Source organism: Plantactinospora sp. KBS50, assembly GCF_002285795.1.
Taxonomy (GTDB): domain Bacteria; phylum Actinomycetota; class Actinomycetes; order Mycobacteriales; family Micromonosporaceae; genus KBS50.
Genome location: NZ_CP022961.1, coordinates 1,568,104 through 1,588,162, shown reverse-complemented (window position 1 = coordinate 1,588,162; position 20,059 = coordinate 1,568,104). Strand labels below are relative to the sequence as shown.

General features: G+C 72.9%; 21 protein-coding genes and 1 pseudogene. 8 read left to right on the top strand and 14 right to left on the bottom strand.

Annotation, left to right across the window (positions count from 1 at the left end; all coding sequences use genetic code 11):
• Positions 1 to 386: 386 nt before the first annotated feature.
• Positions 387 to 729: pseudogene (locus CIK06_RS30700) on the top strand (Scr1 family TA system antitoxin-like transcriptional regulator); the annotation flags it as partial.
• Positions 709 to 912 (top strand): DUF397 domain-containing protein, encoded by a 204-nt coding sequence (locus CIK06_RS07275; RefSeq protein WP_369916185.1) that lies wholly within the window; start codon positions 709 to 711, stop codon positions 910 to 912. The pseudogene CIK06_RS30700 and the gene CIK06_RS07275, both read left to right, overlap by 21 nt.
• 557 nt (positions 913 to 1,469) lie before the next feature.
• Here CIK06_RS07275 and CIK06_RS07270 read toward each other — a convergent pair.
• The 7 genes from CIK06_RS07270 to CIK06_RS07240 form a co-directional block, all read right to left on the bottom strand.
• The gene (locus CIK06_RS07270; protein WP_095564175.1) at positions 1,470 to 2,702 is read right to left on the bottom strand and encodes an RNA polymerase sigma factor; all 1,233 of its coding nucleotides are present in this window, start codon (positions 2,700 to 2,702) and stop codon (positions 1,470 to 1,472) included.
• 11 nt (positions 2,703 to 2,713) lie between these two features.
• Entirely contained in the window at positions 2,714 to 3,106 is a 393-nt protein-coding gene (locus tag CIK06_RS07265) for a YciI family protein (protein WP_095564174.1), read from the bottom strand.
• 220 nt (positions 3,107 to 3,326) lie between these two features.
• The gene (frr, locus tag CIK06_RS07260; protein WP_095567639.1) at positions 3,327 to 3,884 is read right to left on the bottom strand and encodes a ribosome recycling factor; all 558 of its coding nucleotides are present in this window, start codon (positions 3,882 to 3,884) and stop codon (positions 3,327 to 3,329) included.
• Between the two features lie 85 nt (positions 3,885 to 3,969).
• On the bottom strand, positions 3,970 to 4,689 hold the full coding sequence (gene pyrH, locus CIK06_RS07255) for a UMP kinase (RefSeq protein ID WP_198348128.1): 720 nt from the start codon (positions 4,687 to 4,689) through the stop codon (positions 3,970 to 3,972).
• Between the two features lie 218 nt (positions 4,690 to 4,907).
• Positions 4,908 to 5,735: a translation elongation factor Ts gene (gene tsf, locus CIK06_RS07250; protein ID WP_095564172.1), complete on the bottom strand. Its 828-nt coding sequence runs from the start codon at positions 5,733 to 5,735 to the stop codon at positions 4,908 to 4,910.
• A gap of 115 nt (positions 5,736 to 5,850) precedes the next feature.
• The gene (rpsB, locus tag CIK06_RS07245) at positions 5,851 to 6,807 is read right to left on the bottom strand and encodes a 30S ribosomal protein S2 (RefSeq protein WP_095564171.1); all 957 of its coding nucleotides are present in this window, start codon (positions 6,805 to 6,807) and stop codon (positions 5,851 to 5,853) included.
• Between the two features lie 596 nt (positions 6,808 to 7,403).
• Positions 7,404 to 8,459: a hypothetical protein gene (locus CIK06_RS07240; protein ID WP_095564170.1), complete on the bottom strand. Its 1,056-nt coding sequence runs from the start codon at positions 8,457 to 8,459 to the stop codon at positions 7,404 to 7,406.
• A gap of 196 nt (positions 8,460 to 8,655) precedes the next feature.
• Here CIK06_RS07240 and CIK06_RS07235 point away from each other — a divergent pair, with 196 nt between their 5' ends.
• From CIK06_RS07235 to CIK06_RS07215, 5 genes are all read left to right on the top strand, one after another.
• Complete coding sequence (locus CIK06_RS07235; RefSeq protein ID WP_095564169.1) at positions 8,656 to 9,015, top strand: YraN family protein; 360 nt, start codon at positions 8,656 to 8,658, stop codon at positions 9,013 to 9,015.
• A gap of 63 nt (positions 9,016 to 9,078) precedes the next feature.
• Positions 9,079 to 10,599, top strand: coding sequence for a YifB family Mg chelatase-like AAA ATPase (locus tag CIK06_RS07230; RefSeq protein ID WP_095564168.1), 1,521 nt, complete (start codon positions 9,079 to 9,081; stop codon positions 10,597 to 10,599).
• A complete protein-coding gene (locus CIK06_RS07225; protein WP_095564167.1) occupies positions 10,596 to 11,777 on the top strand; it encodes a DNA-processing protein DprA in 1,182 nt (393 codons plus the stop codon). The genes CIK06_RS07230 and CIK06_RS07225 overlap by 4 nt, the downstream gene beginning before the upstream one ends.
• A 27-nt stretch (positions 11,778 to 11,804) precedes the next feature.
• Positions 11,805 to 12,758, top strand: a complete 954-nt coding sequence (locus tag CIK06_RS07220; protein ID WP_095564166.1) for a tyrosine recombinase XerC — start codon at positions 11,805 to 11,807, stop codon at positions 12,756 to 12,758.
• A 297-nt stretch (positions 12,759 to 13,055) separates the two neighbouring features.
• Positions 13,056 to 14,219 (top strand): aminotransferase class V-fold PLP-dependent enzyme, encoded by a 1,164-nt coding sequence (locus CIK06_RS07215; protein WP_095564165.1) that lies wholly within the window; start codon positions 13,056 to 13,058, stop codon positions 14,217 to 14,219.
• A gap of 17 nt (positions 14,220 to 14,236) precedes the next feature.
• On the opposite strand, the gene CIK06_RS07210 is transcribed toward CIK06_RS07215, so the two are convergent.
• Positions 14,237 to 14,818, bottom strand: a complete 582-nt coding sequence (locus tag CIK06_RS07210; RefSeq protein WP_095567638.1) for a murein hydrolase activator EnvC — start codon at positions 14,816 to 14,818, stop codon at positions 14,237 to 14,239.
• Between the two features lie 175 nt (positions 14,819 to 14,993).
• Between CIK06_RS07210 and CIK06_RS07205 the strand changes: the two genes are divergently transcribed.
• Positions 14,994 to 16,106, top strand: coding sequence for a sulfite oxidase (locus CIK06_RS07205; protein ID WP_095564164.1), 1,113 nt, complete (start codon positions 14,994 to 14,996; stop codon positions 16,104 to 16,106).
• Positions 16,107 to 16,121: 15 nt separating this feature from the next.
• Here the strand turns inward: CIK06_RS07205 and CIK06_RS07200 are convergent, their stop codons facing one another.
• The 6 genes from CIK06_RS07200 to rplS all read right to left on the bottom strand — a co-directional run bounded on the left by CIK06_RS07200 (position 16,122) and on the right by rplS (position 20,002).
• Complete coding sequence (locus CIK06_RS07200) at positions 16,122 to 16,445, bottom strand: DUF2469 domain-containing protein (RefSeq protein ID WP_095564163.1); 324 nt, start codon at positions 16,443 to 16,445, stop codon at positions 16,122 to 16,124.
• Entirely contained in the window at positions 16,442 to 17,254 is an 813-nt protein-coding gene (locus CIK06_RS07195; RefSeq protein WP_095564162.1) for a ribonuclease HII, read from the bottom strand. Before CIK06_RS07195 ends, CIK06_RS07200 begins: the two co-directional genes overlap by 4 nt.
• A complete protein-coding gene (locus CIK06_RS07190; RefSeq protein ID WP_095567637.1) occupies positions 17,248 to 17,787 on the bottom strand; it encodes an NUDIX hydrolase in 540 nt (179 codons plus the stop codon). The genes CIK06_RS07195 and CIK06_RS07190 overlap by 7 nt, the downstream gene beginning before the upstream one ends.
• A 41-nt stretch (positions 17,788 to 17,828) precedes the next feature.
• Positions 17,829 to 18,479 carry a signal peptidase I gene (gene lepB / locus CIK06_RS07185; RefSeq protein WP_095564161.1) on the bottom strand — a complete coding sequence of 217 codons (651 nt, stop codon included), beginning with the start codon at positions 18,477 to 18,479 and terminating at the stop codon, positions 17,829 to 17,831.
• On the bottom strand, positions 18,476 to 19,459 hold the full coding sequence (gene lepB, locus CIK06_RS07180; RefSeq protein ID WP_369916110.1) for a signal peptidase I: 984 nt from the start codon (positions 19,457 to 19,459) through the stop codon (positions 18,476 to 18,478). The genes lepB (CIK06_RS07185) and lepB (CIK06_RS07180) overlap by 4 nt, the downstream gene beginning before the upstream one ends.
• Positions 19,460 to 19,645: 186 nt before the next feature.
• Complete coding sequence (rplS, locus tag CIK06_RS07175; protein ID WP_095564159.1) at positions 19,646 to 20,002, bottom strand: 50S ribosomal protein L19; 357 nt, start codon at positions 20,000 to 20,002, stop codon at positions 19,646 to 19,648.
• Positions 20,003 to 20,059 lie beyond the last annotated feature (57 nt).

Genomic DNA, 20,059 nt, shown 5'->3' with positions numbered 1-20,059 from the left:
ACATTCGTCTGTCATGGCACCGGCGCGAACCGGACCTCGCAACTTCACCTGCCAGACAGGAAGAGTCGTGCCGAGCCTACTGCACCGTCAACCGGCGGGCCGGGGTCGACGTCGGGCGCGACCTCGATGTCTCGGCGGCGCCGCACCGGATCATGACTGCCGACGGTGCGGGCGGCGACGGTTGGCCCAGCCGAGAAACCGGGCATGGCAGGTGTTGCGGGGCGGGGGCGGGGTCGCCGCAGACCTCGGCAAGGTCGTGCGTGGCCTGGTGCAGATGATGAGACAGGCCGATGAGCAGGCTGATCATGTCGCCGTGGTGGCCGGCCAGCAGGGCGAGCTTCGCAGGTCCGCGGGGCCCGGGCGCGGCACAGACCCGGCACGGCCAGCTCCGGGGCCTCGCGGAGATGGAAAGCTCACCGCCGTGGCTGCGTGAATGGATCGAGAGCGAGCGGGAGGCGCATCAGGCCCGCTGGTACGAACCGGCGTTCGTGCCGGGCATCCCCCGGACCGAGGCGTACGCGCGGGCGATGCTGGCCAACAGCCTCCTGCCGGAGCCTCCTGCCGGCGGACGCGGTCGAACAGCGGGTGTCCTCGCGGATCGGCCGACAGGTCATCCTGGGCAGGAAACAGCCCGTCCAGCTCGTCGCGGTCATTCTCGTCGCGGTCATTCTCGTCGCGGTCGTTGACGCCATGGTGCTGCGCCGGCCGATCGATTGGCACCCCGGCGTCACGTGGCACGAGTCGACTCGATCGGGCACCAACGGCGGGTCGTGTGTGGAGGTTGGGGACAACCTGCCCGGCGTGGTGCTCGTCCGCGACACCAAGGACCGCGACGGCGGGACGCCGGCCTTCGGCCCGGCGGCGTGGCAGGGCTTCGTCGGCCTCGCGAAGCGAATCGGGCCGCTCGGCTGACCCCGTCCGCGCCGGTCGCTGACCGGCACAGATGCACAACCGGCGGTTCGCTGCAAAACCGGCCTTACCCGCAGCCCGAAAAGCGGCCCTGACCTGCTACTTGAGATTCGGGTCGCGGCGTCACCCCGTGCCGCGCGGAACAGGCGCTGAGATCCGCAGACACCGCGCCAGGACCGAACACATTTTTTGCACCTATACCTGAGAGTCATAAAAATGACTCTCAGGTATAGGTGCAAAAAGTCTTGTCGCAGCCAGCGAGGTCACCATGCGTAACGGCCATTGGACGTGGACCGCCCGACGGACACCTCGGAAGCTACGACCCGCCGCAGCGACGTACGCGACGCCGTCGAGGTCGACGGTGTCAATGGCGGTGGCGATGGCGGTGGCGGTGGCGATGGCGGTGTCAATGGCGATGGCGATGGCGGCATGTCTTCCGGCGTCGGCGTCTGCGTCTGCGTCGCCACGCCGCCCACGCTGAGGGCCAGATGTACGTCAGCGACGTTGTCGCGACGGAATCAGGTCGCCGGCGTGCATCTGAGTGGGGCACCTCCCGGGCATCAGCGGGACGTGGCCTGATCGGCCGGGATCGCGGCGGCGAGCCGGTTGAGATAGCGCTGTTCGGGGATGCTGCGGGTGCGCTGCGCGGCGTGGATGAACTCGGAGCGCGCCTCGGCGGATCTGCCGGCGCGCAGGAGCATGTGTCCCCGGGCCGCGTGGGACCGGTGGCTCTCGTACGGAAGCTGGTCAAGGACCGCGAGACCGGCGTCGGGTCCGGCGACCTCGGCCGTGGCGATCGCGCGGCCGAGGGTGGCGGCCGGGGTCGGGTCGACGCGTTCGAGCATCTCGTACAGGGCCAGGATCTGGGGCCAGTCGGTCGAGGTGTGCTCGGCGGCCTCGGCGTGGACGGCGGCGATCGCGGCCTGGAGCTGGAAGGAGCCCACGTAGCCGACCGGCAGGGTCTGTTCGATCAAGGTGATGCCGTCGGCGATGAGCGCCCGGTCCCAGCTGCCGCGGTCCTGTTCCTCCAGCGGGACAAGGTCGCCGGCCGGGCTGAGCCGGGCGCGGCTACGGGCGTGGGTGAGCAGCAGCAGGGCCAGGAGCCCGGCGTTCTCCGGATCTGCCGGGGCCAGCCCGTGAAGCTCACGCGCGAGCCGGATCGCGGTCCCGGCCAGCGTCGACTCGGGCACGTCGGCGACGGCGTGTGCCTGCGTGTACAGCAGGGAGATCGCGTGCCGCACGGCGAGCAGCCGGCCGGGCAGGGCCGCCGCCGACGGCTTCTCCAGCCTGGCGCCGGCGTTTCGCAGCGTGGCCTTCGCCCGGCTGACCCGCTGCGCCATCGTGGCCTCCGGTACGAAGAAGCCGTCGGCGATCTCCCGGGTCGTCAGTCCGCCCACCGCGCGGAGCATCAGGGCGACCTGGGAGGCGGCGGTGAGGGCGGGATGGGCGCAGAGCACCAGCAGATCCAGGGTGTCATCCCGTACGCCGGTCTCCTCCTCGGCGGGCGTGCCCGGCGCGTGCGCGGCCACCTCCAGGCGTGCGGCCCGGTCCTCCCTGGCGCGCCGCGCCGCGTCGGCCCGCAGCTGGTCGATCAGCCGGCGCGACGCCACCCGGATCAGCCATCCGGTCGGATTGGCCGGAAGACCGTCGGTCGGCCACTGCTCGGCCGCCGCGACCAGCGCGAGCTGGACCGCGTCCTCGCAGTCGGCGAAGTTGTCGTGCCGGCGTACGAGCGTGGCGAGGACGTGTGGCGCCGCCGCCCGCCACACGTCCTCGTGGTCGCCATGCGACATCACCGCGGGTCTCAGGGCGTGTCCGCACCGTCGGTCATGGTGGGCCGCAGTTCCACGGTCTCGCCCGGGCCGGAGAACAGCCGCGCGACCTCCTCGGCCCGCGCCTGGCTCTCGACGTCGATCAGGAAGAAACCGGCGAAGTGCTCCTTGCCCTCGGCGAACGGGCCATCCGTCACGACCCGGTCTCCGTCGCGCCACCGGAACAGGCGCGCCGTGGAAGGGGCACCGAGCGCTTCGGCGTGTACGAACTCGCCCCGCTCCATGAGCTGCGCGAGTGCGCCCTCGAAGTCCTTGTTGAGCCGCTCACGCTCGGCCCGCGGAAGCGCCTTCGACTCGGGCAGGAAATCCGCGGTCGGGTGACCCCAGGGCTGCGGGTTGGAGTGGATGAGGATGACGTACTTCATGGCTGCTCCTTCGACTGTTCCTGCTGCTGCGGTGGCGGGGCAGGATCGCCTCCACCAGCATGTCGAAGCCATAGCCTCGGTTCTCGACATCGGCCCGTCGAGGATGTCGGAGCAGTTGCTGCGCGCCGCACCGGGATCGCCCCTCGGAACGAGAAAGACCCCGGCGGCGGCCGGGGTCTTTCTCGGGTACGAGCGTGGCTGCCGGCATCGGCACGCCTGCCTAGACTTCGAGCAGCTCGGTTTCCTTGTGCTTGATCAGATCGTCGACGTTCGAGACGTACCGGTGGGTGAGGTCGTCGAGTTCCTTCTCGGCGCGACGCCCGTCGTCCTCCCCGGCCTCGCCGTCCTTGACGATGCGGTCGAGTTCCTCCTTGGCCCGCCGCCGGACGTTCCGGATGGCGACCTTGGCCTCCTCGCCCTTGTGCCGGGCCACCTTGATCATGTCCCGCCGCCGCTCCTCGGTCATCTGCGGCAGCAGGATGCGCAGCTGGGTGCCCTCGTTGTTCGGGTTGACCCCGAGGTCCGAGTCCCGGATCGCCTTCTCCATCGCGTTCATCTGCGACGCGTCGTACGGCTTGATGATCGCCATCCGCGGCTCCGGGACGGCGATGGACGCCATCTGGGTCAGCGGCGTCGGCGATCCGTAGTAGTCAAGGACGATCTTCGAGAACATCGCGGGGGTCGCCCGACCGGTACGGATGGCCCCGAACTCCTCCTTGGCGTGCTCGACCGCGCGTTCCATCTTCTCCTCGGCTTCGAGGAGTGTGTCGTCGATCACCTGGTCCGTCGCCTCCTTCTGGTGATGCCTGTCCAAAGAACGCTCCCGCCCGGTCCGGAGGACGTCAACGCGGGACGCGGCGCCTTCATGCGGTGATCAGGGTGCCGATCCGTTCCCCGCCCACCGCGCGGGCGATCGTGTCGGTACCTTCGGCCCCGAAGACCAGCATGGGCAGCTTGTTCTCCTCGCAGAGGCTGAACGCCGCGGCGTCGGCGACCCGCAGGCCACGCCGCAGCGCCTCGGAGAAGGTGATCGAGTCGAGCTTGCGGGCGTCCGGATCGGTACGCGGGTCGGCCGTGTAGACGCCGTCGACACCGTTCTTGCTCATCAGCACGACATCCGCGTGGATCTCCAGGGCGCGCTGGGCGGCCACGGTGTCGGTGGAGAAGTACGGCATGCCGGCGCCGGCGCCGAAGATCACCACCCGGCCCTTGTCCAGGTGCCGGATGGCGCGCAGCGGGATGTACGGCTCGGCCACCTGGGCCATCGTGATCGCGCTCTGTACCCGCGTCTCGATGCCCTCCTTCTCCAGGAAGTCCTGCAGGGCCAGGCAGTTCATCACCGTGCCGAGCATGCCCATGTAGTCCGCCCGGGCGCGGTCCATGCCCCGCTTCTGCAACTCGACGCCGCGGAAGAAGTTGCCGCCGCCGACCACCGCGGCGACCTGCACGCCCCGCCGGGCTGCCGTGGCGATCTGCCGGGCGATCGCCTGCACGACGTCCGGGTCGACACCCACGGCGCCGCCGCCGAACACCTCGCCGGACAGTTTGAGCACCACCCGGCGGGACCGGCCGGTCGGGGGCATCGTCGGATCGTTCTCCACTCGCGTATCGCCCACCGTCTGCGTCATCCGACCCGCCTCCCCGACACCGCGGCTCGCCGCCGCGCCGCATCCGTCCCTGCCGTTGCTGACTCTATGTGACGAGGAGGCCGCGGTGCCCGTCACGTACACCAGCGGCCTCCTCCGCGTTTCCTCCCGTACCCGCCCAGGGGCGCGCTCGGCGCCCGGCGCGGGCGTCCCGATCAGGCCTGACCGACCTCGAACCGGACAAAGCGGGTGACCTCGATGCCCGCCTCGGCGAGCACCTGCTTGACCGACTTCTTGTTGTCGGCCACCGACGACTGCTCCAGCAGGACGAAGTCCTTGAAGAACGAGTTGACCCGACCCTCAACGATCTTGGACAGCGCCGCTTCCGGCTTGCCCTCCTCGCGCGCGGTCTGCTCGGCGATGCGCCGCTCGGACTCGACGGTCTCCGCCGGCACCTCGTCCCGGCTGACGAACTTCGGCCGCATGGCGGCGATCTGCATGGCCACGCCCCGGGCGTCGGCGTCCGCAGCCTCGTCGGTCTTGCCGGTGTACTCGACCATCACGCCCACCTGCGGCGGCAGGTCCTGCGCCTTGCGGTGCAGGTAGACGGCCACCGTGCCGTCCAGCACGGCGAAGCGGTTGAGCACCAGCTTCTCGCCGATCTTGGCGGACTGCTCCTGGACGGTGTCGGCGACCGTACGGCCGTCCAGCATCGAGGCCAGCAGACCCTCGGCGTCGGTCACGCCGGCCTGGGCGCCGTGCTCGACCAGCCGCTGGGCGAACGCCACGAAGTCGGCGTTCTTGGCCACGAAGTCGGTCTCGCAGTTGAGTTCGAGCAACGCCTTGCCGGAGTGCGCGATCAGCCCGTTGGCGGCGGTCCGACCGGCCCGCTTGCCGACATCCTTGGCGCCCTTGATGCGCAGCAGTTCGACGGCCTTGTCGAAGTCGCCCTCGGCCTCGGTGAGCGCCTTCTTGCAGTCCATCATGCCGGCGCCGGTGAGGTCGCGGAGCCGCTTGACGTCCGCGGCGGTGAAGTTGGACATGACTCTCTCTTCGGTGATTACGGCTGGGATGAAGTTTTGTCCGGGTTACCCGGCGGCGCGCCGCCGATCCGCCCGAGACCCGCCGGCCCCGCGTTGGGCCGGCGGGCGGGTCGGATCACTCCGCGGCGGCCGGCGCGGGCGCCTCGGCCTGAGCCGGAGCCTCGGTCGGGGCCGGAGCCTCGGTCGGGGCCGGAGCCTCGGTCGGGGCCGGAGCCTCGGTCGGGGCCGGAGCCGCGGCCTCAGTCGGGGCCGGCGCCGCGGCCTCAGTCTGGGCGGCCTTCTTCTCGTTGTCCTCGATCAGCTCGCGCTCCCACTCGGCGAGCGGCTCGTCGGCGGCCACCACACCCGGCTCGGGCTTGTCGTCGCCACCGCGGGACTTGCCGGACCGGGCGATGAGCCCGTCACCCACCGCCGAGGCGATGACCTTGGTCAGCAGCTCGGCCGAGCGGATCGCGTCGTCGTTGCCGGGGATCGGGAAGTCGACCTCGTCCGGGTCGCAGTTGGTGTCCAGCACGGCGATGACCGGGATACCCAGCTTGCGGGCCTCGTCGACGGCGATGTGCTCCTTCTTGGTGTCCACCACCCAGATCGCCGCCGGGAGCTTCTGCATGTCCCGCAGACCGCCGAGGGTCCGGGTCAGCTTCTCCTTCTCGCGGGACAGCTGCAGGGTCTCCTTCTTGGTGTAACCCTGCGCGGCGACGGAGAGGTCACCCAGCGCCTCCAGCTCCTTCATCCGCTGCAGCCGCTTGTAGATCGTCTGGAAGTTGGTGAGCATGCCACCCAGCCAGCGGTGGTTCACGTACGGCTGGCCGACCCGCGTCGCCTGCTCGGAGATCGCCTCCTGGGCCTGCTTCTTCGTCCCGACGAAGAGGATGCTGCCGCCCTCCGCGACCGTGTTCCGCACGAAGTCGTACGTCTTCTCGATGTAGTCGAGGGTCTGGCGGAGGTCGATGATGTAGATGCCGTTGCGCTCGGTGAGAATGAAGCGCTTCATCTTCGGGTTCCACCGGCGGGTCTGGTGCCCGAAGTGGACGCCGCTTTCCAGCATCTGGCGCATGGTCACGATGGCCATGGTGGTGCTCCTTCAAGATTCCCTGGTTGGCTACGCCGGGCCGGCGGCCTGGCGTCCTGGCGCCTGATCGCCGGCCGTCGGGGACCCGACCATGATCGGGACCAGGGAGGCCGTCGCCACCCGGCTTCCACCGGGCAGAGGGCACGCGAGGTCGACCGCATGGGCGGTCGCCGGCAACAAGTGTACGCCCCGCCCCGACCGGGCCGGCACAAACCCCGGCGCGCCCGACGCCGCGCGACCTCCCGGCGCGGGCCGCGCCCCACCGCCCCGATCTCGCCGCCCCGACCCACCGCCCTGCTTTCGCCTTGATCAAGGTTTTTGTGGCGTTGAGGGCGCTTTCCCGCGCCACAGCCGCCTTGGTCAACGCGGCGGGGGGCCACCGCCGGCCGCGCCGCGGGTGGCGACGGCGGGTGGCGGGTGGCGGATGGACCAACCCGGGGGCCGACCGGTCAGCAGAGGGCGGATCGGTCGGCCGCGGGCGGGTCGGTCAGCCGGCCGGGGTGGGTCAGCAGAGGGCGGGTCGGTCAGCCGGGCCGGGGTGGGTCAGCAGGGGCGGGGGGTCAGGGGGTCAGGGTGGGTCAGCGGGTCAGGGTGGGTCAGCGGGCCGCGAGGGCGGCGGCCAACAGCAGCACCAGGCCGGTCACCAGGTACCCGGTCGGCGGTCGCAGCCACGAGCGGCCCGAATCGGCGAGCGCCGCCGAGCCGGTGGAGATCCCGTACAGGCCGGCGGCGAGCGCCGGCAGCCCGATCACCAGCAGGAGCCCGGACACCACCGCGGAGACGCCCACCGGATCGGCGGTCACGCCGCTGAGCAGCACCCGCAGGGCCGCCAACTCGAACACCACGGTCAGCAGGCCGAGCAGTACCGCCCGCAGCGGCCGGCGGGACCGGTAGACGCCCTCGGACGGCGCGCCGCCGCCGTACACGCCCGGGGCCGCGGGACCCGCGCCGAACCCGCCCCCGGGCTGGCCCCCGACCGCGCCCGGCGACTCGGCGGCACGCGACTGGTCCGGGCCGGACGCGTTGCGGCGCAGGTCCCGCACGTCGATCGCCCGGGTGGCGAACTTCGAGTCCGCCTCCGAGCCATCGCCGACCGCCGGAATCTGCCCGGTACCGCCGGTCGACCCGTCCACGCCGAGCTGACCGCCGCCGTCCGGGACACCCGGCTGTCCGGTCCGCCGCTCGTCGTCCGGTTCGCCGGTACGACCGGGTGCGACCACCGGGAACTCGGCGGCCCGACCGTAGTTGGACCGGGTCTGGCCGCCCACGGCGTTACCCAGGGTGCCGCCGGTCGCGGCTGCCGCCCCGGCGCCGGTCGAGCCGAAGCCGCCGTCCGTCGACCCCAGCGGGTCGAACCCCGATCCGCTGGTCGGCGTGGACGAGCCGAAGCCGCCGCCGGTGTCGTACCGGGCGGAGTCCGTCCGGTCGACGGGCCGGCGGTCGCCGTAGTCCCCGAGATAGCCCGTGCCGGTGCCGTCGGTGCGCTGCTGCGGCAGGTCCCCGTCGGTGGGGTGCCGGTCCTGCGCCGCGCGGCGCCGACCGCCGTATCCGCGGTCACGGTCATCGCCGTAGCCGCGCTCCTCGCCGTACCCGCGCTCCTCGACGTACCAGCCGGGCTCCTGTTCGGCGGGAAAATCACGTTGTCCGTCCACGGTCCCGCACCGTATGCGACGGCAGGCCAGCTAGCCAGCCCAGACGTCACACCCGGCGCGTCGCGGCGGCGCCGGTCGGACCCCGGTCCATAGCAGATCACCTGCAAGATCGTCTCGCTGTCCACAGGACGGTCCGTCATCCACAGCCGGAAAATTCGTTCCCCCGTACGCGCCGACGCGCGACGACCGTCGAGGCATGACGATGACCAGGTTGGCGGTCGGCGCGTACGGCGAACGGTGCGCCGTACGGCACCTCATCGAGGCGGAGATGCGGGTGGTGGCGCGCAACTGGCGCTGCGACCAGGGCGAGATCGACATCATCGCCTGGGAACGCGACGTGCTGGCCTTCTGCGAGGTCAAGAGCCGCCGCGGGGGCGCGTACGGCTGGCCCGGGGAGGCGGTCACCGCCGCGAAGGTACGCCGGTTGCGCCGCCTGGCGCTGCGGTGGTTGCGGGAGAGCGGCACCCATCCGCGGGAGATCCGGTTCGACGTGCTGGAGGTGTACGTCGCACGCACCGGCGGCGCCCTGGTCGAGCACATCCGCGCGGCGTTCTGAGGCCAGGGCCGGAGTGGGCGTCATAAGCGAGCGCAGCGAGCGAATCATCAGGCACAGGGCGTCATGAGCTACGCGAAGGTGCTCTGCGTGGGCCTGGTCGGGGTGACCGGCCAACTCGTCGAGGTGGAGGCGGACCTGGCGCCCGGGTTACCGGCGGTGGTGCTGTCCGGCCTGCCGGACACCGCCCTGCACGAGGCACGGGACCGGGTCCGGGCCGCGATCGTGAACTCGGGTCAGCGGTGGCCCAACCGGCGGATCACCGTCAACCTGCTGCCGGCGACCCTGCCCAAGCATGGCTCGGCATTCGATTTGGCGATCGCCGCTGCGATGCTCGGCGGCTCGGGTGAGCTGCCGTTGGCGCCGCTGGACGGCGTGGTCGTGCTCGGCGAGCTGGGTCTGGACGGCTCGGTCCGGCCGGTCCGGGGCACCCTGCCGATGGTGGCCGCGGCGGCGCGTGCCGGGGTACGCGGCGTGATCGTGCCGGCCGCCAACGCGGCGGAGGCCGCCGTGGTGCCCGGCGTCCGGGTGCGTTCGGTGGACGCCCTGCACCGGCTCGTGGCCTTCATCCGCAACGGCGAGGTGCTGCCCGAACCACCCGCGGAACGGCCGCCGGATCCGGCCAGCGGGCCGGACCTCGCCGACGTCGCCGGGCAGCAGCTCGGTCGCCGGGCCGTCGAGGTGGCGGCGGCCGGCGGCCATCATCTCGCCCTGTTCGGGCCGCCGGGGGCCGGGAAGACCATGCTCGCCGAGCGTCTGCCGTCGATCCTGCCGCCGCTGGATGACGCCGCCGCCCTGGAGGTGACCTCGCTGCACTCGATCGCCGGGCTGCTGCCGCCCGGGATCGGGTTGATCCGGCGGCCGCCGTTTCAGGCCCCGCACCACACCACCACCATCGCCGCGCTGGTGGGCGGCGGTTCGGGGCTGGCCCGACCGGGCGCCCTGTCGCTCGCGCACCGCGGCGTTCTCTTCCTGGACGAGGCCCCGGAACTGGGGCGCGGCGCGCTGGAGGCGCTGCGGCAGCCGCTGGAGGACGGCCGGGTGGTGCTGCGGCGGTCCCAGGCGGCCACCGAGTATCCGGCCCGGGTGCAGCTGGTGGTGGCCGGAAACCCGTGCCCGTGTGCGCGCCCGGCCGGCGACGCCTACTGCGAGTGCTCGCCGCTGGTCCGGCGGCGCTACCTGGGTCGGCTGTCCGGCCCGCTGCTGGACCGCATCGACGTACGAGTGATGCTCAAGCCGCTGCGCGCGGCCGAGTTGCTGGACCCGGACCGGCTGCCCGAGTCCTCCGCGCAGGTCGGCGCCCGGGTCGCCCGGGCCAGGGACGCCGCCCGGGAACGCTGGGCGCCGATCGGCCGGCAGGTCAACGCCGAGGTGCCGGGGGCGACGCTGCGCCGGCCGCCGTGGCGGCTGCCCATCCGGGACCTCGGCAGCCTGCAACGGCGGCTGGACTCCGGCTCGCTGTCGGCCCGCGGTTTCGACCGGGTCATCCGGCTCGCCTGGTCGATCGCCGACCTGGACGGCCGGGGCCGACCCGGCCGCGACGACATCGAGGAGGCCACCGCGATGCGCACCGGAGAGCTGCCATGACGCCCACGGCGCTGGCCCGGATCGCGCTCGGCTGGTTGGCCGAGCCCGGCACCTGGACGGTCTACTGGTTGGTGCGACGGCATGGTCCGCTCGCCGCGCTGGAACGGTTGCTGGCCGGGGAGGTCGCCGATCCGGCCCTACGCGCCTCGGTCGCGGCCCGGCTGGCGGCCGGCGATCCGCGGGCGGCCGCCGAGGCCGCGGCCGAGCACACGGTACGGCTGGGCGCGCGGCTGGTCACCCCCGAGGACCCGGACTGGCCGCCCCGGCTGGCCGATCTGGAACGGCTGTGGGGTCGGCCGGCGCAACGCCGGGTCGACCGGGAACTGGCGCCGCCGCTGTGCCTCTGGCTGCGCGGCGGCTGGCCGCTGCACGACGTGCTGGACCGTTCGGTCGCGGTGGTGGGATCGCGCGCCGCCACGCCGTACGGCAGTCACGTGGCGGCGGAGATCGGCTGCGGGCTGGCCGAGCGGGGCTGGACGGTGGTCTCGGGCGGGGCGTTCGGCATCGACGCGGACGCTCACCGCGGGGCGCTCGGGGCCGGCGGGCCGACGGTGGCGGTGCTGGCCTGCGGGGTGGACCGTCCCTACCCGGTCGGCAACACCGCGCTGTTCGACCGGATCGCCGAGGGTGGCCTGCTGGTCAGCGAGTGGCCGCCCGGCGCGGCGCCGCTGCGACCGCGGTTTCTCACCCGCAACCGGGTGATCGCCGCCGCTACGGTCGGCAGCGTGCTGGTCGAGGCCGCCGCGCGCAGTGGCGCCACCCAGACCCTCGGTCGGGCGCTGGCGCTGGGCCGCACGGCCATGGTCGTACCCGGGCCGGTGACCTCCGCCATGTCGGTCGGCGCGCACGAACTGCTCCGCAAGTATCCGGAGAGTCGGCTGGTCGCCGGAGTGCCGCACATCCTCGAAGAGGTGGGCCGGATCGGTGAAGACCTCGCGCCGGTGCCGCGCGGACCGGACGATCCGCGCGACCGGCTGGACGACGAGGCGGCGCTGCTGCTGGAGGCCGTTCCGCTCCGCGGTGCGCTGGACGTCGAGCAGCTCGCCGCCCGCGCCGGCGTCGACCTGCGGACGGTGCTGCGCAAGGTGCCGCTGCTGGAGGATCTCGGGCTGCTGGTCCGCACCGACGCCGGGTACGCGCTCGCACCGCGACGGCCCCGGCGCGCCGACTTGACGTGACCGGTTCCGGCCCGGACGGTCAACAGGATGACGCGCCGCAGCACCCGAACGCTGCACGAGGCCCTGCCGTCGGCGATGCGCGAGGCCGTGGACGAGTTCGCCCGGCAGCTGTCCCGGGTGGACAACCGCTCCGGGCACACCATCCGGGCGTACGTCGGCGACGTCGTCTCGCTGCTCGACCACGCGGTCCGGATGGGCTGCGGCTCCCCCGGCGAGCTGGACCTCGCGGTGTTGCGCAGTTGGCTGGCCCGGCTGCGCACCACCGGGGCGGCCCGGACCTCGCTGGCCCGCCGGGCCGCCGCCGCCCGGACCTTCACCGGCTGGGCGCACCGGGCCGGGCTGCTCGGCTGCGACGTGGGCGCGTCGCTGGCCAGTCCCCGCGCGCACCGGGAACTGCCCACCGTGCTGCGCGCCGACCAGGCCGACCGCCTCGTCGAGACGCCGGACGGGACCGGCACCCCGGACCCGGAACACGCGCCGGTGCTGCTGCGCGACCGGCTGATGCTCGAACTGCTCTACGCGACCGGCGTCCGGATCAGCGAACTCTGCGGCCTCGACACCGCAGACGTGGACCAGGGGCGCCGGGTGGTGCGGGTGCTGGGCAAGGGAAACCGGGAACGGTCCGTGCCGTACGGCGTTCCCGCGCAGCGGGCGTTGGACGGCTGGCTCCGGCTGGGTCGGCCGGTGCTGGCCGGCCCGGAAAGCGGGGACGCCCTGCTGCTCGGGGCGCGGGGCGGCCGGCTCCAGCCGACCGTGGCCCGCCGCACGGTCGGCGCGTACGCGGCCGCGGCCGGCCTGCCGAAGACGACCCCGCACGGGTTGCGGCACTCGGCGGCCACGCACCTGCTGGAGGGCGGCGCCGACCTGCGGGCCGTGCAGGAACTGCTGGGCCACTCCTCGCTGTCCAGCACCCAGATCTACACGCACGTCTCGGTCGACCGGCTGCGTGCCGCGTACCGGCAGGCGCATCCACGGGCCTGACCGACGGTCGCGCCGCCGAGCCCGGCCCGGCCGACGAATCCCGCTCGGCAGGCGTGTTCCGCTCGGCAGGCAAGACCCGCCGGGCAGGCGTGTTCCGCTCGGCAGGCAAGACCCGCCGGGCAGGCGTGTTCCGCTCGGCAGGCGAGACCCGCCGGGCGGGCGGGACCCGCGCGGCCTTGGCCAGGCCGGGTCGGTGCGGCCCGGGCGGGTGAGGAACCGGCGGGAAACGCGAGCGCGGATCACCGGACCGCTACGATCTGGCAGGTGACGACGGTAGCGGCCCGGCCACCCGCGCCGATGCCCGGCGCCCGGCTGTTGTTCTCCCTCGACCCGGCGGTGGCGCACCTGAACCACGGCTCGTTCGGCGCGGTGCCGCTCGGCGTGCAACGCGTCCAGCAGCGGCTACGGGACGAGATGGAGGCCAACCCGCTCCGCTTCTTCGCCCGCGGGCTGGCGGACCGGATCGAGTACACCCGCCGGCACCTGGCGACCTTCCTCGGCGCCGAGCCGGACGGAGCGGCCCTGGTCGGCAACGCCACCCTGGGTACGGCGCTGGTGCTCCAGTCGCTGGACCTGCGCGCCGGGGACGAGATCGTGCTGACCGACCACGGGTACGGTGCGGTGCGCTTGGCGGTGGAGCGCGAAACCCGCCGTACCGGAGCGGTGTTGCGCACCCTCGCGATCCCGCTGGGTGCGACCGACGACGAACTGGTCGCCATCGTCCGCTCCGGGCTGCGACCCGGGCGGACCCGGCTGCTGATCACCGACCAGCTCAGCTCCGCGACCGTCCGGCTGTTCCCCGCCGCGGCGATCGCCGCGGCGGCCCGGGATCAGGGCGTTCCGGTGCTGGTGGACGCCGCGCACGTGCCGGGGATGCTCCCGGTCGCCGTCCGGGACATCGGCGCCGACTTCTGGGTCGGCAACCTGCACAAGTGGGCCCTCGCGCCGCGGGGCACGGCGCTGCTGGCCGTGGCGCCCCGGTGGCGGTCCCGGATCGAACCGCTGGCGGTCTCCTGGGAACAGGCGTCCGGCTTCCCGCTCAACGTGGAATACCAGTCCACCCTCGACTACACCCCGTGGCTCGCCGCGCCCACCGGCCTGTTCACGCTGCGCACCCTCGGCCTGGACGCGGTCCGCGGCCACAACGAGGCGCTGGCCGTCTACGGGCAACAGGTGATCGGCGCCGCGCTCGGGCTGGATCCGGGCGACCTGCCCCAGCCCGGCGGTCCGGCGGTCGCCATGCGGGTCCTGCCGCTGCCGCCCGGACTGGCCGGCACGGTCGAGGAGGCCCGGGCGCTGCGCCAGCGGATCGCCGACGAACTCTCCGCCGAGGTGGCGATGAACGCCCGAAACGGGCGGGGCTACCTGCGGATCAGCGCCCAGGTCTACAACCGGGCCGAGGAGTACGAGCAGCTCGCCGAGCGCCTGCCGGCGCTGCTCGCCCGGTCTGGCCCGCGCTGATCCCGACCCATCCGCGGTCAGGTCGGCAGCAGCCGCACCCGGCCGAGCCCGAGCAGGCTCAGCGGGTCCAGGTACGTGTCGCCGCGGCGTAACCCCCAGTGCAGGCAGGCCGCCCGCGCGCAGCCGGGGTGGCCGGGCCGGAGCCGCCCGATCGGTGCGCCGGCCGGTACGTCGTCGCCGGGCCGCACCAGCGGGTCCACCGGCTCGTACGTGGTGCGCAGCCCGTCGCCGTGCCGAACGGTCAGCACGGGACGCCCGGCGACCTGACCCGCGAAGGCCACCGTGCCGGGGCCGGCCGACCGGATCACCGCTCCCGGCGCCACCGCAAGGTCCACTCCACGGTGTCCCGGCTGCCAGGGCCGCGGCGGCGGGTCGAAGCGGCGCGTGACGAGCGGCGCGCCGTCCACGGGCCAGCGGAATCCGGCCGCCCCGGTCGCCTCGGGCACGAGCCGCCGCCCCGCCGCCGGGACCCCGACCGCCGCTCCCCGGACCCCGACCGCCGCTCCCGGAACACCGGCCGGCGCCACCGGACCGACCGGCGGTGCCGCACCGACCAGGGCGAGCAGGGTCGCCGCGGCGGCCAGAAGTCCCGATCCCATCAGCACACCGCCAGCCTGGCCAGCCTGCGGCGGCCGGACAAGGGCAGCTTGCCCCGGCTGTGGATGAGCGGGCAGGCTGTGGACAACGCCCGCCGGGCCGCCGGTTGTGCTATGGCCGCCCACCCCGGCAACGGCAACGGCAACGGCACAATCGGGCAGGACCGGAGGACACGCGGTGAACGAGGTGAGCGCGCCGGCTCGGGTGGCCGACCCCGGCGAGGGGATCAGCGCCGAGGAACTGCGGCTGGCCGGCCGCAACCACGCCCTGCCGCTGGAGGCGCTGCGGTACGACGTCACGCCGGCCGGGCTGCACTACCTGTTGATCCACTACGACATCCCGGACCTCGACCCCGCCGGTCACCGGCTCGTGCTGGACGGCCGGGTCGAGCGGCCGTTGACGCTGGACCTCGCGGATCTCCGGGACCGGCCTCGGGTCACCCACCGGGTCACGATGGAGTGCGCCGGAAACGGCCGCGCCCTGCTCGATCCCCGTCCGGTGAGCCAGCCCTGGCTGGTGGAGGCGGTCGGCACCGCCGAGTGGACGGGTACCCCGCTGGCGCCGCTGCTGCGCGAGGCGGGCCTGGCCGCGGACGCGGTCGATGTGGTGTTCACCGGCGCCGATCACGGGGTGGAGCGCGGGATCGAGCAGGACTACCGCCGGGCGCTGCCGCTGGCCGCCGCGGTGGAGGACGGCCCGCTGCTGGCGTACGAGATGAACGGTGCTCCCCTGCTGCCGCAGCACGGTGCGCCGCTGCGGCTGGTGGTGCCGGGCTGGTACGGCATGGCCAGTGTGAAGTGGCTGACCCGGATCACGGTGCTCAACAGGGAGTTCGACGGCTACCAGAACGCCGTGGCGTACCGGCTGCGGCAGCGGCCCGACGAGGCCGGCGTGCCGGTCACCCGGATCGAGCCGCGGGCCCTGGTGCGGCCGCCCGGATTTCCCGATTTCATGTCCCGTGGGCGGGTGCTGCGCCCCGGCCCGTGCACTGTGGACGGCCGGGCCTGGTCCGGCCACGCCCCGGTGGTGCGGGTGGAGGTGACGACCGACGGCGGCGCGACCTGGTCGCCGGCCGAACTCGAACCGGCGCCGGCCGGCCCGTGGGCGTGGCGTCGCTGGCGGTACGCGTGGACGGCGCGCCCGGGCCGGTACGTGCTGTCGGCGCGGGCGGTGGATGCCAGCGGTCGCACGCAGCCGGTGGAGCAGGCGTGGAACCGCGGTGGGTTCGCCAACAACCTGGTCCAGCGGGTGAACGTGGCGGTGCTACCGGAGCCGGAGCCGGGCGACTAGCCGCGGCGTTTCGGACTAATTGCCGAAGCCCGAGTCCGTGGGAAGGGAGATGTCCGGCTTTTCCAATTCCTCCACGTTGACGTCCTTAAACGTCATTACCCGAACATTTTTGACAAACCGGGCAGGGCGGTACATGTCCCACACCCAGGCGTCGTGCATCTCGACCTCGAAGTAGACCTCGCCGTCGGAGTTGCGCACGTGCAGATCGACCTGGTTGGCCAGGTAGAAACGCCGTTCCGTCTCCACCACGTAGGAGAACTGGCGGACGATGTCGCGATACTCCCGGTAGAGCTGCAGCTCCATCTCGGTCTCGTACTTCTCGAGATCTTCCGCGCTCATCCCACTCCGCCTTCCATGGCCACATCTTCCCCCACCGACACCGGCGGCCGGGGTTGGTCGCCCAACGCCACGCCGACGGTACCCCTTGGCGAGCCGCCGCGCTCCACCGCCTCGTCCGGGCGCTCGGGCAGCGGACGGCGGGACCTCGGCGGGCGGGCGGACCGGCCCGAGACGGCCGCCACATTGACGTACGAGAACCGGTGCTCGACGCACGGGCCGTGCCGGTCCAGCGCGGCGCTGTGCTCGGCGGTGACGTAGCCCTTGTGCTCGGCGAAGCCGTAGTCCGGAAAGCTGGCGTCCAGCTCCACCATGATCCGGTCCCGGGTGACCTTGGCCAGCACGCTGGCCGCCGCCACGCAGGCCGCCACCCGGTCCCCCTTCCAGACGGCCAGGCCGGGCGTGCCCAGCCCGTCGACCCGGAACCCGTCGGTCAGCACGTAGTCGGGGCGGGTGGACAGCGACGCCAGCGCCCGGCGCAGCGCCGACACGTTGCACACGTGCAGGCCGCGCCCGTCCACCTCCTCGGCCGGGACCACCACCACCGCGTAGGCCAGGGCGCGCTGCACCACCAGGTCGTAGACCCGCTCCCGGGCCGCGCTGGTGAGCAGCTTCGAGTCCGCCAGCCCCTCGATCTCGCCGCGCCGACCCGCGGGCAGGATGGCCGCCGCCGCGACCAGCGGCCCCGCGCAGGCACCCCGGCCCGCCTCGTCGGCGCCCGCCACGTGCCGGAAGCCGCGCCGCTGGAGGGCCTGCTCCAGCGCGTACAGGCCGGCCTCCCGGCGCACGACCGTGCGCGGCGGCGTCAGCATGCCTCGCCGCCCCCGGCGGCCACCGCCCGACCGTCGACCACGGGACCGCCGTCCACCGCAGGACCGCCATCGACCGCGAGACCGTCGACCGCACTGCCGAGCACCGCAGCCAGCTCCGCCGGATAGATCCGCTCCGTCGTCCCGGTCAACTCGGCCGGGGTCCACCAGCGGAGTGCGTCGATGGACATGCGCTCGATCTCGTCGAATCCGGCCGTGTCCGGCGTCCACGACGGCACCCGGGCGAGGAAGAACTCCTGCTCCTGCCGGTACCAGCGGCCGTCGAACGGAAACTCCGTCACCTCCCGCCAGACCGGCTCGCCCAGTTCGTCCGGCGCGAGTCGCAGCCCGGTCTCCTCGGCCAGCTCGCGCACCGCGGCGGCGGCCATCGACTCGCCCGGTTCGAGCCCGCCGCCCGGGGTGAACCAGTAGTCGAAACCGGCCCGGCCCGGGTCGGAGCCGTGCAGCAGCAGGATCCGACCGACGTCGTCGACGAGTAACACCCGGGCGGCACGGCGATCAATGAAGGTCGTCACCGGGACAGCGTAGGGCGGGGAACCGACGTCGAACAGCGCCGTCAACCCGTCGGTCCGGGCACCGAGTCGAAGGTCGACGGCACCGACAGCCACTTGGCCCGGCTGAACGGCCAGAACACCGTGAAGGCGCGGCCCACGACCGAGTCCTCGGTGATCGTCGCGGCCTGGATGTCGCCCTGGGACTGCTCCCAGTGCTCCAGCGAGTCGCCCGACTGCGACCGGTGGTCACCCATCACCCAGAGCCGGCCGGCCGGCACGGTGACGTCGAAGTCCTCGTCCGCCGCCGGGTCGTGCTGCCCGTCCACGTTCGCGAAGATGTACGGCTCGTCCAGCGGGTGCCCGTTGACGGTGATCCGACGCTGGGTGTCGCAGCAGACGATGTGATCGCCGCCGACCCCGATCACCCGCTTGATGAAGTCCTCGCCCTCGGGCGTGTTCCGCCAGTCCGGCGGCGCCTCGAAGACGATCACCTCGCCGCGGTGCGGCGAGCGGAAGTCGTAGACGAGCTTGTTGACCAGCACCCGGTCATTGACGTCGAGCGTGTGTTCCATCGACTGGGACGGGATGTAGAAGGTCTGCAACACGAAGGCGCGGACCAGGACCGCCACCAGGATGGCCACGCCCAGCAGGATGGGCAGTTCCTTCCAGAACGAACTGCGCGGCTTGGGTTTGTCGGTCTGCTCGTCAATCACGGAAAGAGCCTACGTGGTCGAGTTGTGGGACGTTGCCGGGCACGCGCGCCGAAAACGGTGGTGAGCAACAGGGACAGCACGATCGGGGTCAACGCGCCCGTACGCCCACCCGGGTCCACCGGCGGCACACCGGCGGCCGGCGCCGTACCGGCGACCGGGTCCGCGCCGCCCGGCGGTTGCGTACCGGCCGGCGGCGCCGTACCGGCGACCGGTACCGGTCCGAACGCCGCCGCGGCCTGCGCGTCCGGTACGTCGGCGAAGGTCGCCGGAACCGGGAGGGTGGCCCAGCGCTCGTGCGGCCAGATGATGATGAAGGCCCGGCCGATCACGTTGGCGATCGGCACCGGCCCCTGGCACCGGGCGTCCTGCGAGACGAGCCGGTGGTCACCCATCACGAAGAGCTGGCCGGGCGGCACCACGACCTCGTCGAACTGCCGGGACCGGCACTCCTGCGGGTTCGCCGGCAGGTCCAGCGGCGAGTCCTGCCACAGGTACGCCGACTCGTCCAGCGAATGCCCGTTGACCGTGACCCGACCGTCGGCGTCACAGCAGGCCACCTTGTCACCGGGCAGCGCGATGACCCGCTTGATGAAGTCCTTCTCGCCCGGTCGGCTCACCCCGACCAGATCGCCGAGGGTGCGCCCGAGCCGTCCGAGGAAGCCGGGGGTGGGTTCGCTGGCCGCCTCGGGCGCCCAGTTGTCGGTGCCGCGGAACACGACGACCTCGCCGCGCACCGGATCGCGCACGTCGTACACGATCTTGTTGACCAGCACCCGGTCGCCGATCAGCAGGGTCTGCTCCATCGACCCGGACGGGATGAAGAACGCCTGGAGCAGGAAGGTCCGGATGAGCACGGCGAGGCAGAACGCCACCACGAGCAGCAGCGGGATCTCCTGCCACATCGGCATCTGCCGGCGGACCCGACGGACCCGACGGCGCCAGGGCTCGGCGGCGGGTCGGTCCAGCTCCCTGCGTACCACGCGACCCTCCGGTCCCGATGTGTCGCCACTGTGGCCGGCCCGTCCGACCAGAGCCGCGACGCGGCCCGCCCGACCAGACTAGCGGCCATGCGCCGGATACCGGTACGGGAGGCGGCGGCCCCCGAACGACGCCGGGCCGGTGCCGCGGTGATCGCGGCGCCGGCCCGGCGGGACAACTCGGGGGGGTCAGCTCGGCTGCTTCTCCCGCTTCTCCTTGATCTTGGCCTTCTTGCCGCGCAGCTCACGCAGGTAGTAGAGCTTGGCCCGGCGCACGTCACCGCGGGTGACGACCTCGACCCGGTCGATCGCGGGGCTGTTGATCGGGTAGGTCCGCTCGACACCGACGCCGAAGCTGACCTTGCGGACCGAGAAGGTCTCGCGCAGGCCCGATCCCTGACGCCGGATGACGACGCCCTGGAAGATCTGGACCCGGGACCGGTTGCCCTCGACGACTCGGGCGTGCACCTTCACGGTGTCACCGGCACGGAAGTCGGGCAGGTCGGTCCGCTGCGACTGGGCGTCAAGCGCGTCCAGGGTGTTCATCGCTGCATCCTCGTACGGCTCACGGCGCGCCACCGCGGCGCGCGGTCGGGTGATTCT

Coding starts and splice junctions, on each gene's coding strand:
- CIK06_RS07270 (WP_095564175.1), bottom strand. CDS start 2,702: ATGTCGCATGGCGACCACGAGGACGTGTGGCGGGCGGCGGCGCCACAC.
- CIK06_RS07265 (WP_095564174.1), bottom strand. CDS start 3,106: ATGAAGTACGTCATCCTCATCCACTCCAACCCGCAGCCCTGGGGTCAC.
- pyrH (WP_198348128.1), bottom strand. CDS start 4,689: ATGCCCCCGACCGGCCGGTCCCGCCGGGTGGTGCTCAAACTGTCCGGC.
- tsf (WP_095564172.1), bottom strand. CDS start 5,735: ATGTCCAACTTCACCGCCGCGGACGTCAAGCGGCTCCGCGACCTCACC.
- rpsB (WP_095564171.1), bottom strand. CDS start 6,807: ATGGCCATCGTGACCATGCGCCAGATGCTGGAAAGCGGCGTCCACTTC.
- CIK06_RS07235 (WP_095564169.1), top strand. CDS start 8,656: ATGACGATGACCAGGTTGGCGGTCGGCGCGTACGGCGAACGGTGCGCC.
- CIK06_RS07230 (WP_095564168.1), top strand. CDS start 9,079: ATGAGCTACGCGAAGGTGCTCTGCGTGGGCCTGGTCGGGGTGACCGGC.
- CIK06_RS07225 (WP_095564167.1), top strand. CDS start 10,596: ATGACGCCCACGGCGCTGGCCCGGATCGCGCTCGGCTGGTTGGCCGAG.
- CIK06_RS07220 (WP_095564166.1), top strand. CDS start 11,805: ATGACGCGCCGCAGCACCCGAACGCTGCACGAGGCCCTGCCGTCGGCG.
- CIK06_RS07215 (WP_095564165.1), top strand. CDS start 13,056: ATGCCCGGCGCCCGGCTGTTGTTCTCCCTCGACCCGGCGGTGGCGCAC.
- CIK06_RS07210 (WP_095567638.1), bottom strand. CDS start 14,818: ATGGGATCGGGACTTCTGGCCGCCGCGGCGACCCTGCTCGCCCTGGTC.
- CIK06_RS07200 (WP_095564163.1), bottom strand. CDS start 16,445: ATGAGCGCGGAAGATCTCGAGAAGTACGAGACCGAGATGGAGCTGCAG.
- CIK06_RS07195 (WP_095564162.1), bottom strand. CDS start 17,254: ATGCTGACGCCGCCGCGCACGGTCGTGCGCCGGGAGGCCGGCCTGTAC.
- rplS (WP_095564159.1), bottom strand. CDS start 20,002: ATGAACACCCTGGACGCGCTTGACGCCCAGTCGCAGCGGACCGACCTG.